The sequence below is a fragment of the Azospirillum sp. TSH20 genome (genome assembly GCF_003115935.1).
GTDB lineage: Bacteria > Pseudomonadota > Alphaproteobacteria > Azospirillales > Azospirillaceae > Azospirillum.
On the sequence record NZ_LGQU01000052.1, the window covers coordinates 62,369 to 75,258 of the forward strand.

A 12,890-nucleotide genomic window follows, 5' to 3' on the forward strand; every position below is an offset into this window, starting at 1 on the left:
GGGCCTCAGACCGCGTCGAGGGTGGCTTCCTTCTGGGCGATCTGCTGAATGCTGGTGGTGGTGGCGTTGATGCGCTCCGATGTCTCGAACGCGGTGTTGGTGCGCTGGACCACCTGCGATGCCGGGGTACCGCTGGCGGTGGTCGTGGCGGCCTGCTTCGCCTTCTTCTTCTTGGTCTGCTCCTTGACTGCGGTCTTGGTGCGGATCCTCTCGGCGGCGCCCGGTTCGATGTTGTCGGCGGCGATCAGATACTCGTCGCGGCGCTTGACGATGTTCTGGTTGATGCTGCTGGCGATGGCGTAATCCTTGTCCAGCTGGGCACGGATCAGGGTCATGCGCTGCTCCGCCTCCGGCTTGCCGATGCGCTTGGCCTTGTAGTCGGCCTTGACGCGCGCGATCTCGGCGCGGCGGCAGTTCACCAGCTGGTCGAGAGCGATCTGAGTACGGTTGAGGTTCTGGTTTTCGGTGTCGAGGTCGTTCATGACGCCCAGGATCGCCTGATCGCGGCCCTGCTGCGCCTTGGAATTCCAGTAACCACCGAGCGTGCCCAGCGCGGCCCCGGCAGCGGCGCCGATCAGTGCGCTCTTCAGGTTGCCGCCGGCGAGCGCGCCGGTCAGCGCGCCGACGCCGGCCCCGATGGCGGCGCCCTTCAACATGTCCTCGGCATAATAGTCGCCGGTCGAATCGAGCGCGACGCGGTACTGGTAGCAGGCGTCGGTGCCGTCATTCGCGCCGATGCGGTCCTGCTGCGTGGTCACGCAGCCGCTGAGCGCCATGGCGACGATGGTGATGGAGACGAGGCTTGCCTTGGCGCGGTTGCTTCGCATGAGCTTATTCCCGTTTGCACTGCCGTTTGCGGCGTCATTCGTTCCGTTCCCGAAGTCCCGGCCGGCCGTTCCACCCCCACAGTGGATACGGCCCCCCTGCCGATCGGGTCCGGCTGCAACGCTGCCACAGCAACAACCGCAAAGGAAGTGATCTTTACCACCAATTCGTGCGGCCTTTTATGCATCGGCATCCGCGTGTAGCCTGCGCTGCACGGCATCGTTGGGGGACTGCAATGTTTCGAGGAAGGCGACGCCAGGGCACAGCCGCCGGCGCAATTTTGGGAGGCTTCGTCACGGTCGCCGCCGCAGCGGGACTTGTGCTCGCGGCCATGCCGGCGCGGGCGGAAATCGCCGCCCTGGTCATCGGAATCGATCGATATACCCAGGTCAACCCGCTGCAGGGCGCGGTGAACGACGCCCGCGACATCGCCGGCGCGCTGAAGGGGCTGGGCGTCCGCAAGCTGCGCCTGTTCATCGACGGGGAGGCGGAGCGCAGCCGGATCATCGCCGCGTGGCGGCAGCTGATCGCCGAGACCGCCCCCGACTCGACGCTGGTGCTGACCTTCGCCGGCCATGGCGCCCAGCAACCGGAGCGTGTGCCCGGCAGCGAGGCCGACGGCATGGACGAGTTCCTGGTGCTGGCCGATTTCGCCCCGCGCGGCCCCGGCACCGCCCAGCGTCTGACCGACGATGAGATCGCCGTTCTGCTGAAGGAGGCCGCTCCGCGCCGGGTGATCTTCATCTCCGATTCGTGCCATTCCGGTACGATGACCCGCGCCTTCGACGACCGCGCCGGCATGCTGGGCACGCGGGCGGCGAAGATCGACGGCGTTCCGGTCGACCATATAGAGGACGACGCCCTTCCCCTGCCCACCCGCGCCGCCCTGCAGGCGGAGGCGGAGGACCAGCCGAACGTCACCTTCTTCGCCGCGGTGGCCGACCACGAGCTGGCGCCGGAGGTGATGATCGACCAAAAGCCGCGCGGCGCGCTCAGCTGGGCGTTCGCCAATGCCTTGCGCGGTCAGGCCGACCGCGACGGCGACGGCATCGTCACCAAGGGGGAACTGGAGGCGCATGTCCGCGGCGCCGTGCGCATGGCGCTGGAGGGGCGGCAGCATCCGCAGGTGCAGCCGCGCGGCCGTGGCGAGATTCCGCTGATCGACCCGGTTGCCACCAAGCCGAAGCCGCCGTCCCTGCTGCCGGACGCCGGGCCGATCCCGCTGCGCATCCTGGGCAAGCCGGCGGCGGTGAAGAAGCTGGCGGCGGGCTTCACCGGGATCGAACTCGCCGGCAAGGACGATCCCGCCCTGGTCTGGGACAGCGCCACCGGCGAGGTGGTCAGCTCGATGGGCGACGTGCTGGCCAGCATCCCCGGCGACCCGGCGGACCCGGAAACCCGGCGGCGGGTGCAGGGGGTGGTCGACAAATGGTCGCTGGTGGTGCGGGTGAAGGCGGCGGCGCAGGACCGCTCGCTGACCCTGGCGGTGGAGCCGGGCGACCGCGATTACCGCAAGGGGGAGACGGTCTCGCTCGACATCGGCGGCAACAGCGGGACCTATTTCACCCTGATCAACCTCGCCGCCGACGGCACGGTCAACTACCTCTACCCGCTGGCGGAGCGCAACGACCCGGCGCAGATCCCGCACGGCGGCCCCTACCGGCTGGCTCTGACGGTGGAGCCGCCCTTCGGCGCCGACCATTTCCTCGCCATCGCCTCGCCGAAGCCGATGACGGCGCTGCAGCGCGATCTCGCGGCGCTCGACGGCAAGCCGGCCGCCGCGGAGGTCGCCACCCTGCTGACGCGTCACCTGACCGGACAGCCGGTGGAGTTCGGCATCCACGGCGTCTACAGCACCGCACGCTGAGCGGCGCCGGACGCGGGGTCAGGCCAGCGCCGGCAGTTGCGGGGCGAGCGCCAGATGCAGCTCGTGGCGCCCGTCCGGCAGCCCCGGCCGGTAACCGAAATCGAGGGCGATGCCGGACAGCGTCAGCCCGTTCGCCTCGGCATGGGCCTGCAGGCGGGCGAAGCCATCGGCGATCCCCGCCGCCGGTCCGTCCTGAACGGTGCGCAGATAGCGGCCGGCGTCGAGGTCGACGCGGACCATGCCGGCCGGGATCTCGCTCGCCTTCGCCGCCATGAAGCCGACCAGCCGGCGCTGCAGCCCATTCTCCTCCGGCAGCGACACGGCGGCGAAAGCGGCCGTTCCGGTGTCGGCGGCGAACACGCGCTCCCACGCGGCGGCGACGGCGGCGGGCAGGTCGTCGCGACCGGCCTCGACCATGCAGCCGATGATGGTCAGTTCGGGGAAGGTCACTGTCTCGATCATCAGGATCCCTTGGATGGCCCCTTGGATGGCCACTTGGATGGTGGTTTACAGGTCCGCATCGGCCAGCAGACGGGCCAGCACCGGGCCTGCGGCACCGGAACCGACCGGCCGGCCGTCGACGGCAACCAGCGGGCGCAAGCCCAGGCTGTTGGTCAGGATGGCCTCGTCGGCGCGGGCGAGGTCGTCGGGGGTGAGCGGCGCCTCCTCCGCGCCAAGGCGCTCCAGGATTAGGGCGCGGCGGATGCCGGGCAGCGCGCCGTCGGCGACGGGCGGGGTCAGCAATCGGCCGCCGATGGACAGGAACAGATTGGCGACGCTCGATTCCGCCAGCCGGCCGGCGCCGTTCAGCAGCAGCGCCTCGTCGGCGCCCCGCTCCGCCGCCTCCTGCCGGGCCAGGATGGAATCCAGGTAGTTCAGCGACTTTAGCCGCGACAGCGGCGAATGCTCGTTGCGGCGGGTGCAGCCGGCGATGATCGCGGCGACCGGCGACGTCATGTGGGCGGCCGGCGCCGCCGTCATCAGCAGGGTCGGACGGGCGTCGGACGGCGGCAGCACGCCGCGGGCGCCGGTGCCGCGCGACAGGGTCAGGCGCAGGACGCCGTCGGTCAGGCCCACCGCCTCGATCAGCGCCGCCATGGCACCGGTCAGATCCGCGGCGTCATAGGGCACCGGCAGGCGGAGCAACTCCGCCCCCACGCCCAGCCGGTCGAGATGGCGCGGCAGGTGGCGCGGAGCGCCGTCCTTGACCCGGATCGTCTCGAACAACCCGTCGCCAAGGGTGAAGCCGCGGTCGGCCGGGTCGATCCGCGCCTCCGCGGCGGGCACCAACCGTCCGTTCAGCCAGATTGTCATTGCAACCTCTCCCCTACCCACTCCACCACCGGATATCCTGCGGCGCGCAGTTGGGCGCGGGCCTTGACCAGCATCTCCTCATGCTCGTCCGCCGGATCGGAATCGGCGACGATGCCGCCGCCGGCCTGGGCGATCACATGATCCTGCGTCACCGACAAGGTGCGGATCACGATGTTGCTGTCCATGGCGCCGTCGAAGCCGATCCAGGCCACAGACCCGCAATAGGCGCCGCGCCGCGCCACCTCCAACTCGTCGATGATCTGCATGGCACGAATCTTCGGCGCCCCGGTGATCGACCCGCCGGGACAGGCGGCGCGCAGCAGGTCCACCGGCCCCAGCCCCGGCAGCAGGCGGGACGTCACCACCGACACCAGATGATGGACGGTGGCAAAGCTCTCCAGCCCGAACAGCACCGGCACCTTGACGCTGCCGACCTCCGACACCCGCGCCAGATCGTTGCGCAGCAGGTCGGTGATCATCAGGTTTTCCGCCCGGTCCTTGATGCTGGCCGACAGCGCCGCCGCCGCCGCCGCGTCGGCGGCCGGGTCGGCGTGACGGGGTCGGGTGCCCTTGATCGGCCGCGTCTCGATCGTCCGGTCGGCGCCCAGCCGGATGAAGCGCTCCGGCGACGCTCCGGCCAGACGCAGCCGGGGGCCGCAGTTCAGGAAAGCGGCGAATGGCGCCGGGCTGAACCGGCGCAGCCGCTCGTACAGCGCATAGGCGTCGGTGTCCGGCCTGGCATCGGCCAGGAAACGCTGGGTGAAGTTGGCCTGATAGATGTCGCCGGCGCGGATATACTCCAGAACCCGCCCGACCCGGTCGAGGTAGTCGGGACGCGACAGCTCCGACCGCCAGCGCATCGGCGCAGGCCCGGCCGATTGTTCCGGAGGCGGAACGGACAGCCGCACCGCCATGCGCCGGGCGCGGTCCTCCGCCTCCGGCCGGGCGGCGATGACCCAGGCGCGCCGTTCCTGCCGGTCGAAGGCCGCAACGACGTCGTACAGGCCGAAGGCGAAGTCCGGCTGCCCGCCCGGATTGCCATGGCGGGAGCGCAACCCCTCCAAAGCCGTTCCGGCTTCGTAACCGATGAAGCCCACGGCGCCTCCGGTGAAGGGAACCGGGCCGTCGGATGGACGCGGATGAGCAGCCAGCGCCCGTTCCAGCGCGTCGAAGGGGCTGCCGCCGACCGGGCGGCCATCGATCAGTGTCTGGCCGCCGATGGCTTCGACAGTTTGGAACGGTTCCGCAACGATATAGGAATGCCGTCCGTTCCGCGGATGGTACGCGGCGCTGTCGAGCAGCATCGCCCAGGGCTCGGCACTCCAGGGGCGGAACAGGGCGGCGGGATCGCCGCAGGAAATGGGAATTGTCAGCATGGCGGGGACAGTCGGCCGTCGGCTTACATCAAGATGGTGGCGCCGCCATCGACGACCAAGACGTGACCATTGACATAGGACGCCGCCGCCGAGGCCAGGAACACCGCCGCCCCGGCGATCTCCTCCGGCCGGCCCCAGCGCCGCATCGGCGTGCGGTTGGCGAAATAGGCGGAGCGCTCCGGGTCTCCCGTGATGGCCGCATTCGTTTCGGTTGCGAAAAAGCCGGGAGCGATGGCGTTGCTGGTCAGTCCCATCGGTCCATATTCGGCGGCCAGCGCCCGCACCATGCCGTTCAGCCCCGATTTCGCCGCGGCATAGACGCTGTCGTTGGCCCGCGAAATCTGCCCGGCGACGGAGGTGACGGCGATCAGCCGTCCGCTGCCCCGCGGCAGCATCAGCCGCGCCGCTTCCCGCGCCAGAATGAGGGAGGAAGCCAGATCGACGTCGAGAAGGGTGACGATCTCGTCGTCCGTCAGATCGGCCAGCGGCTTGCGGTTGCGCTGCCCGACATTCTGGACCAGCACATCGAGGCGTCCATGCTCCCCTGCGATCCGTGCGAAGGCATCGCGCACCGCCGCCCGGTCGGAGACATCGAAGGCCAGCACCGAAGCCGACCCGCCGGCGGCTTCGATTTCGGCGACGCGGGCCTCCAGCGTCGCGGCGTCGCGGCCGTTCAGCAGCACATGCGCGCCCGATCCGGCCAGCGCCCGTGCGATCTCCAACCCCAGTCCACGGCCCGACCCGGTGACGAGCGCCACCTGCCCGGCGAGCGAGAAGGTCGACAGATAGGGTGGGATCGTCGCGGCCATGTCTGTCTCCGGCTGTTGCAGCACCGCCCGCGCCCAATCGGCGCCGCCGAGATGTAGCAGACCGGTCCGCCCATTGGCACCCTCGATGCGGCAGGCGCTTGCCGACCGATTGTTGCCTGGCTACCACTTTCTTGCATATCCGCTTCTGCCCGCCGTCCCACCGCGAGAGTTCCGGCCATGCCGCTTCCTCCTCCCGACAAGCTTCGCGAACTCGCGACGATGTTCGCGACCAACGCGCCGGCCGCCGACAGTTTCGAGCCGTTCAGCGAAACACGGACCAAGCTGGCGAAATACTCCAAGATGGCGCTGATCGGCGTTGCGCAGAGCGGTCTGCAGACCGGCGTCACCGCACTCAGCGGAGTGGCGACCACGACCGTCAATGTCGGGATCGGCTCGATCGCCCTGTTCCCGCTGGGGGCGGCGCTGGGGCCGTGGCTGGTGGCGCTGGCCATCGGCATCACCGCGAACGGCATCTTCGCCCTGCACGATCTCCGCACCGCCGCCACGCGCAGCAACGGCTATCCGTGCAGCTGCGGCAAGTGCAAGGCCAACCTGACCTACGTGATCGACCGCAAGGAGAACAACACGGCGATCAAGGCGGTCAGCGTCTTCACCGCCGGGCTTCCCTTCATCGCCGACCGCATCTGGTCGATCCGCAAGTCCTTCCGGAAGGACAGCCCGAAGGAGAATGTCTGCATCAGCATGATCGAGGGGGCGCGCGGCGGCTGCCTGTGCGCGATCGCCTCAATCATGATGCTGTGCGGCGAGTGGAAGCAGAACGAAAAGGCGGATGCCGCGCTGGTGGTCGACGCCGTCGCCATCATCTGGTCGAGCGACGGCGCCAAGAAGCTGAAATCGAAATGGTAACGGCGCGCCGGACGGATCGGAGCAGGCCGGCGGCATAGGAAAAAGGCTTCGGATGCCGGAGCATCCGAAGCCTTTCCGTTACCGCATCACCGTCAGTGGACCGACGCCTCCCGCGCCGCGGCGGCGCTCGCCACCGGCGGTAGGGCGAAGCCCAAGGGCGGACGCTCCGGCGCCTTGAAGCCGTGCGCCCGGTCCTCCTCCACCACCACGCCGTCCAGCGCCAGCCGGCCGTCGACCACCGACAGGGTCATGGTGGTCTTGCCCTCCACCTCCTCGTCGAGCAGACGCTCGGCGATCGGGTCCTCGACAAGGCCCTGGATGGCGCGCTTCAACGGACGGGCGCCGAAGGCCGGATCCCAGCCCAGATCGCCCAGCCGCCGCTTGGCCGCCGCATCCGCCACCAGGGTGACGCCGCGCTCGGCCAGCCGCTCGTTGACGCGGGCGAGCTGGATGTCGACGATCCGCGACATCTTGTCCCGGCCCAGCCGGCGGAAGATCAGGACATCGTCCAGCCGGTTGAGGAACTCCGGCCGGAAGGCCTTGCGAACCGCGTCCATCACCTCCACCGTCGCACCGGCCATATCCTCGTCATCGCCCAAGGCGCTCAGCGCCTCGGCCCCCAGGTTGGAGGTCATGATGAGGATGGCGTGGCGGAAATCGGCGGTCCGGCCCTGCCCGTCGGTCAGCCGCCCGTCGTCGAGCGCCTGCAGCAGGACGTTCAGCACGTCGGGATGCGCCTTCTCCACCTCGTCCAGCAGCACGACCTGATAGGGCCGGCGCCGGATGCGTTCCGCCAGCGAACCGCCATCGTCATAGCCGACATAGCCCGGCGGAGAGCCGATCATGCGGCTGACCGCGTGCTTCTCCATGTACTCCGACATGTCGAGCCGGGTGATCGCCGTCTCGTCGTCGAACAGGAAGGCGGCCAAGGCCTTGGCCAGTTCGGTCTTGCCGACGCCGGTCGGACCCAGGAACAGGAAGGAGCCGGTCGGGCGGCTGGGGTCCTTCAGGCCGGCACGGGCACGCCGCACCGCCTTGGACACCGCACGCACCGCCTCCTTCTGGCCGACGACGCGCTCCGCCAGCTTGTCCTCCATGCCCTTCAGCCGCTGACGCTCGCCCTCCAGCATCCGTTCGACCGGAATGCCGGTCCAGCGGGTGACGACGGCGCCGATGTCCTTGGCCGTCACCTCGTCACGCTCCGTGCTGGCACGCGATTCGGCCTCGGCCAGACGCTTCTCCAGATCGGGCACCACGCCATAGGCAAGCTCGCCGGCCTTGGCCCAGTCGCCGTCGCGCTGGGCGCGCTCCAGCTTGGTCCGGGCCTGGTCCAGCTCCTCCTTCAGGCGGCGCCCCTCGGTGCGGCGGGACTGCGAGGCGCGCCATTCCTCTTCCATCGAGGTCTGGCGGGCCTCCGCCTCGGCCAACTCGCCTTCCAGGGCGTGCAGGCGTTCCTGCGAGGCGGCGTCCGGCTCGGCCTTCAGCGCTTCGCGCTCGATCTTCAGCTGGGCGACGCGGCGGTCGACGGCGTCGAGCGCCTCCGGCTTGCTGTCGATGGCCATGCGCAGGCGGCTCGCCGCCTCGTCGACGAGGTCGATGGCCTTGTCGGGCAGCCGGCGGTCGCCGATGTAGCGCGAGGACAGGCTGACCGCCGCGACCACCGCCGCGTCGGCGATGCGCACGCCATGGTGCACCTCGTACTTGCCCTTGATGCCGCGCAGGATCGACACGGCGTCGTCCACCGACGGCTCGTCCACCGTCACCGGCTGGAAGCGGCGGGCCAGCGCCGCGTCCTTTTCGATGTATTTGCGGTATTCGTCCGGCGTGGTGGCGCCGACGCAGCGCAGCTCGCCACGCGCCAGCGCGGGCTTCAGCATGTTGGCGGCGTCCATCGCCCCATCGGTGCGCCCGGCGCCGATCAGGGTGTGCAGCTCGTCGATGAACAGGATGATGCGGCCGTTGGCCTCCTGCACCTCGGCCAGGACCGATTTCAGCCGCTCCTCGAACTCGCCGCGGAACTTGGCACCGGCCAGCAGGGCGGTGAGGTCGAGCGCCAGCACGCGCCGGTCCTTCAGCCCTTCCGGCACATCGCCGGAGGCCAGTCGCTGGGCCAGCCCCTCGACCACGGCGGTCTTGCCGACGCCGGGGTCGCCGATCAGGACGGGGTTGTTCTTGGTCCGGCGCGCCAGCACCTGGATGGTGCGGCGGATTTCGTCGTCGCGGCCGATCACCGGATCGAGCCGGCCCTGCCGCGCCTCGTCCGTCAGGTCGCGGGTGTAGCGGGCCAGCGCCTCGCCGGAGGTGGTTTCGGTCTCGGCGTCGGCGGGATGGTCCTTGCGCTGGGCATCGGCGGCGGCGGCCAGCGCGTCGGCATCGACACCGGCGCGGCGGAACAGCGCGCGCAGCGGGCCGCTCTGGCGGGCGAGGCTCTCCAGCAGCCGTTCGGCGGTGACGAAGCGGTCGCCGCCGTTGCGCGCCGAGGCGACGGCGCCCTGCAGCACGGCGGCCAGCGCCGGCGACATGTAGAGCGGCTGCGGGCCTTCGTTGGCGCCCGGCTGGACCGGAGCGCGGGACAGTTGTTCCTCGGTCGCGGACTTCAGCAGATCGGGATCGCCGCCGGTGTCGCGCACCAGACGCGCGGCGACGCCGCTGGTGTCGTCGATCAGGGCCTTCAGCAGATGTTCGGGGAGAAGCTGTTGGTGCCGCTCGGCAAGGGCGGCGATCTGCGCGGCCTGAATGACGCCACGCGCACGATCGGTGAATTGACCGAAGTCCATTCGGCACTCCGTTTCCATGGTCTCCCGCCCAGCCATCCGGCGCGGGACGGCGCGTCCACGATCCGCAAAATGCGCGATCGCCCGGCGCCTGATGGGTAAATGGTTAACGGATTTGCGGCGATCAAGAGGGGGGAGTTATGAGGGCGCCGGCTGCACCCGTTGCCCGGAACCGGGCTTGCAACTGAAGCTCAACAGTTCGATCCTTCGGCCGCACCGGTAACTCCGGCCAGCTTGAAGAATACGAGATTCATCGTATATTGTGGGGGTTGCCGGTGGGGTGGTCGACGGTAAAGCCCAAGGTCATTCGGGCCTTGAAGGACGGGACGTTTCAGCACGAAGCCCGAAATGCGATCGATACCAAGAACTTGCTGCAGATGGGAGCCGTTACCGCTGATGACGTCATTCAGCTATTGAAGAACGCCAGAGGCAACGATCACAGCGTCAGCCCTCACCACAGGGATCCAGGCATCGAGGTCAACATCGTAAAGCGTCAGGGCTGGTACATTAAGTTTTACTTCGTAGATCCTGACACGATCTTTATCAGCGTTCATCAATGAGGTGTCGTCGTGAAGATCTACCGTGAAGGCGACAAGAGCAAGGCCGTGTGCGAGACGGACGGACTGACGACGACCACCTTCGCCCTGCGCGACGTCCCGTTCAAAGACGGCAAAGGCGTGGCGCAGAACATCCTGGTCGCCGTATGCGACAAGTGCGGTGCGGTCGTCGCCACTCCGCCGCAATCGACGCCGGCCATCAAGGCCGCCTACGACAGGGCCACGATCTCCATCGAAGCCAACCTGCCGTCGGTCTACACCGACGCTCTCGATCTTGCGGCGTATCGCATCGACCCGGGCCTGACGACCGAATTCCGCAAGCCGCTGCTGATGTACTACATCAACCGGTACGCCGCCGACCGGAGCCTGTCACGGCAGTTGGCCGACAGCCTCATCGAGACCAAGGCCTTTTTCGAAGACGCGCCGAAGGCCGTGAATGGTTCGGCAAGGCGGCGTCTGTCGATGAAGATCACCCCGACCATGTCGCGTGATCTGGAGGCCGTCGTCGAGGTCACGGCGCTCAACAAGACGGATGTCATCAAGTCCGTGATCGGCTGCATCCACAAGGACATCGTTGCCCCGGAGAAGCCAAAGGGGCTGAAGACGCTCAGGATGCTCGCCGCCGTCGCTTCCTGAGCCACAAGGTTAGACGCCAGAGGGCAAGGCGCCATATTGACACGCGATCCCCACCGCCCCTTTCATAGCGTCACGATATGGACAACAAGGGGTCCGGTGGGATGGACGTTCGGCAGCTTCGCTATTTCCTGGGCATCGTCGAGCATGGCTCGATTTCCCGCGCGGCGGAGACGTTACGGGTGGCGCAGCCGGCGCTCAGCCTGCATTTGAAGCGGATGGAAGAGGATTTCGGCTGCCAGTTGGTGCTGCGCACGGCGCGCGGCGTGGTGCCGACGGAAAGCGGGCGGCGGCTGGCTCAGCGGGCGGCGGCGCTGATCGATCAGATGGACGGGCTGCGCGACGAGGTGCGCGCGGTGGAAGCGGTGCCGGCCGGGCCGGCGACCGTCGGCATCCCGACCTCGCTCGGGCCGGTGCTGACGGTGCCGCTGGCGCTGGCGGTGCGCCGCACCCATCCGCAGATCCGGCTGAGGGTGGTGGAGGGACTGTCCGGCCATATGCTGGAATGGGTGCTGTCGGGGCAGCTCGACCTTGCGCTGGTGTTCGGCACCAAGGAGATGGGCGGGCTGGAAACCGAGCTGGTGGCGCGGGAACGGCTGCATCTGGTCGGGCCGGCCGACGACCCGCTGCTGCGCGGCCGCGGCGCGATTCCCTTCGCCGAGGCGCTGTCCCTGCCGTTGATCCTGCCCGGCCGCCCGCACGGCGTGCGCGAGGAGGTGGAGCACGCCGCCCTGCTGGCGCGGGCCGGCGTCACCGTCGCGCTGGAGATCGACGCCCTGGAGCAGATCAAGGCGCTGGTGGCGGAAGGCTGCGGCTATACCGTCCTGTCGGACCGGGTGGCGCGGCATGGCGCGGCGGCGGAGCGGCTGACCGGCCTGCCCATCGTCGATCCGCAGATCGACCGGACCATCCTGCTGGCCCATGCCGCCGGCCGGCCGATGTCGGCCGCCGCCCGCGCGACGCACGGCATCCTCGGCGGCATCCTGGCCGGCCTGACGCAGGACGGCGGGTGGCGGTGAGCTGCCAGTCAGGAGCCTAGGTTGACGATCTCCACCCGCCGGTTGGCGTCGCTGGCCGGGTTCGCCGGGTCGAGAAGCTGCTGGGAACCGCGGCCGACGGCGACCAGCCGGCCCGACGACACGCCGAAGGTCCGGGTCAGGTAATCGCGAACCGAGGCGGCGCGCCGCTTCGACAGGGCGAGGTTGTAGTCTGGGTTGCCGACGCCGTCGGTGTGGCCGGTCAACTGAAAGCGGTAGGCGGCGAGATCCGGCGAGGTCAGGGCGCGGCCCAGCTCGTTCAGGATGCCGGTCGCCTTCGGCGTCAGCTCCGCCGAATTGAAGGCGAACTCCACCTGGAAGCTGATCCGCGGCGCCGCCTTCGGCTGGGGAGCGGGGCTGCCGTAGCTCGGTGCAGTTGCCGGTGCCGGGGCGGGAGCAGGAGCGGTAGTCGGCGCCGCAGTGGTGTCGCCGGTTCCCAGCGCCAGACCGCGGGTCCGCGGCTTCTCGTCGCCCTGCGGCCGGTCCGGCTTCAGCGCGCGGATGAAATCCTCCGACGTGGTCGGTGCGGCAGCCGGATCGGTAGCCAGTGCCGAACCGCTCACCGACAGCAGCAGACCCAGGCCGGCCAGCGCCGGCCGCAACATCCCGACCGCATCCATTCCCGCACCCCCGCTTCCATATCACGACCAAGCTTCGGCCATCCTAGCCAAATGCGTGTCCCGCCGCCAGCGCCGGCCCGCGGGGTTGTGACCCGGCGCCCCGATTCAGCCCGGCGGCGGGGTGGAGCCGCGCGCATCGCTGCGGACCATTTTTGCCGCAGGACCGGACGGTTCCCGGTCTTGCCCCGGCAAGAGTGCGGCGATACCGTGC

At 69.3% G+C, this 12,890-nt stretch carries 12 protein-coding genes; 5 read left to right on the forward strand and 7 right to left on the reverse strand.

Going from position 1 to position 12,890, the window contains the following annotated elements:
* Window positions 1–5: 5 nt before the first annotated feature.
* Window positions 6–827, reverse strand: coding sequence for a YMGG-like glycine zipper-containing protein (locus tag TSH20_RS15210; protein ID WP_109075532.1), 822 nt, complete (start codon window positions 825–827; stop codon window positions 6–8).
* A 317-nt stretch (window positions 828–1,144) separates the two neighbouring features.
* On the opposite strand from TSH20_RS15210, the gene TSH20_RS15215 reads away from it, so the two are divergent.
* Complete coding sequence (locus TSH20_RS15215) at window positions 1,145–2,692, forward strand: caspase family protein (protein WP_247871227.1); 1,548 nt, start codon at window positions 1,145–1,147, stop codon at window positions 2,690–2,692.
* A gap of 18 nt (window positions 2,693–2,710) precedes the next feature.
* On the opposite strand, the gene TSH20_RS15220 is transcribed toward TSH20_RS15215, so the two are convergent.
* Genes TSH20_RS15220 through TSH20_RS15235 form a run of 4 tightly spaced genes read right to left on the reverse strand, consistent with a single transcriptional unit; the run spans window position 2,711 to window position 6,191 of the window.
* The gene (locus tag TSH20_RS15220) at window positions 2,711–3,154 is read right to left on the reverse strand and encodes a GyrI-like domain-containing protein (RefSeq protein WP_109075565.1); all 444 of its coding nucleotides are present in this window, start codon (window positions 3,152–3,154) and stop codon (window positions 2,711–2,713) included.
* A 45-nt stretch (window positions 3,155–3,199) separates the two neighbouring features.
* Window positions 3,200–4,006, reverse strand: coding sequence for an aminotransferase class IV (locus TSH20_RS15225; RefSeq protein WP_109075533.1), 807 nt, complete (start codon window positions 4,004–4,006; stop codon window positions 3,200–3,202).
* A complete protein-coding gene (gene pabB, locus TSH20_RS15230) occupies window positions 4,003–5,382 on the reverse strand; it encodes an aminodeoxychorismate synthase component I (protein ID WP_109075534.1) in 1,380 nt (459 codons plus the stop codon). Before pabB ends, TSH20_RS15225 begins: the two co-directional genes overlap by 4 nt.
* A 23-nt stretch (window positions 5,383–5,405) precedes the next feature.
* Complete coding sequence (locus TSH20_RS15235) at window positions 5,406–6,191, reverse strand: SDR family oxidoreductase (protein WP_109075535.1); 786 nt, start codon at window positions 6,189–6,191, stop codon at window positions 5,406–5,408.
* 177 nt (window positions 6,192–6,368) lie between these two features.
* Here TSH20_RS15235 and TSH20_RS15240 point away from each other — a divergent pair, with 177 nt between their 5' ends.
* Window positions 6,369–7,058 carry a hypothetical protein gene (locus TSH20_RS15240; RefSeq protein ID WP_247871226.1) on the forward strand — a complete coding sequence of 230 codons (690 nt, stop codon included), beginning with the start codon at window positions 6,369–6,371 and terminating at the stop codon, window positions 7,056–7,058.
* Between the two features lie 92 nt (window positions 7,059–7,150).
* Here TSH20_RS15240 and clpB read toward each other — a convergent pair whose 3' ends face one another.
* Complete coding sequence (clpB, locus tag TSH20_RS15245; RefSeq protein WP_109075536.1) at window positions 7,151–9,835, reverse strand: ATP-dependent chaperone ClpB; 2,685 nt, start codon at window positions 9,833–9,835, stop codon at window positions 7,151–7,153.
* 311 nt (window positions 9,836–10,146) lie between these two features.
* Here clpB and TSH20_RS15250 point away from each other — a divergent pair, with 311 nt between their 5' ends.
* From TSH20_RS15250 to TSH20_RS15260, 3 genes are all read left to right on the forward strand, one after another.
* Window positions 10,147–10,392 carry a hypothetical protein gene (locus tag TSH20_RS15250; RefSeq protein WP_199231923.1) on the forward strand — a complete coding sequence of 82 codons (246 nt, stop codon included), beginning with the start codon at window positions 10,147–10,149 and terminating at the stop codon, window positions 10,390–10,392.
* A gap of 9 nt (window positions 10,393–10,401) precedes the next feature.
* Window positions 10,402–11,025, forward strand: a complete 624-nt coding sequence (locus TSH20_RS15255; RefSeq protein WP_109075538.1) for a hypothetical protein — start codon at window positions 10,402–10,404, stop codon at window positions 11,023–11,025.
* 101 nt (window positions 11,026–11,126) lie between these two features.
* Window positions 11,127–12,041 carry a LysR substrate-binding domain-containing protein gene (locus tag TSH20_RS15260; protein ID WP_109075539.1) on the forward strand — a complete coding sequence of 305 codons (915 nt, stop codon included), beginning with the start codon at window positions 11,127–11,129 and terminating at the stop codon, window positions 12,039–12,041.
* 8 nt (window positions 12,042–12,049) lie between these two features.
* On the opposite strand, the gene TSH20_RS15265 is transcribed toward TSH20_RS15260, so the two are convergent.
* On the reverse strand, window positions 12,050–12,679 hold the full coding sequence (locus TSH20_RS15265) for an OmpA family protein (RefSeq protein WP_109075540.1): 630 nt from the start codon (window positions 12,677–12,679) through the stop codon (window positions 12,050–12,052).
* Window positions 12,680–12,890 lie beyond the last annotated feature (211 nt).

What these genes read in the sequence shown, in the direction of transcription:
- TSH20_RS15210 (WP_109075532.1), bottom strand. Translation starts at nt 827, where the DNA reads ATGCGAAGCAACCGCGCCAAGGCAAGCCTCGTCTCCATCACCATCGTC.
- TSH20_RS15220 (WP_109075565.1), bottom strand. Translation starts at nt 3,154, where the DNA reads ATGATCGAGACAGTGACCTTCCCCGAACTGACCATCATCGGCTGCATG.
- TSH20_RS15225 (WP_109075533.1), bottom strand. Translation starts at nt 4,006, where the DNA reads ATGACAATCTGGCTGAACGGACGGTTGGTGCCCGCCGCGGAGGCGCGG.
- pabB (WP_109075534.1), bottom strand. Translation starts at nt 5,382, where the DNA reads ATGCTGACAATTCCCATTTCCTGCGGCGATCCCGCCGCCCTGTTCCGC.
- TSH20_RS15235 (WP_109075535.1), bottom strand. Translation starts at nt 6,191, where the DNA reads ATGGCCGCGACGATCCCACCCTATCTGTCGACCTTCTCGCTCGCCGGG.
- TSH20_RS15240 (WP_247871226.1), top strand. Translation starts at nt 6,369, where the DNA reads ATGCCGCTTCCTCCTCCCGACAAGCTTCGCGAACTCGCGACGATGTTC.
- clpB (WP_109075536.1), bottom strand. Translation starts at nt 9,835, where the DNA reads ATGGACTTCGGTCAATTCACCGATCGTGCGCGTGGCGTCATTCAGGCC.
- TSH20_RS15260 (WP_109075539.1), top strand. Translation starts at nt 11,127, where the DNA reads ATGGACGTTCGGCAGCTTCGCTATTTCCTGGGCATCGTCGAGCATGGC.
- TSH20_RS15265 (WP_109075540.1), bottom strand. Translation starts at nt 12,679, where the DNA reads ATGGATGCGGTCGGGATGTTGCGGCCGGCGCTGGCCGGCCTGGGTCTG.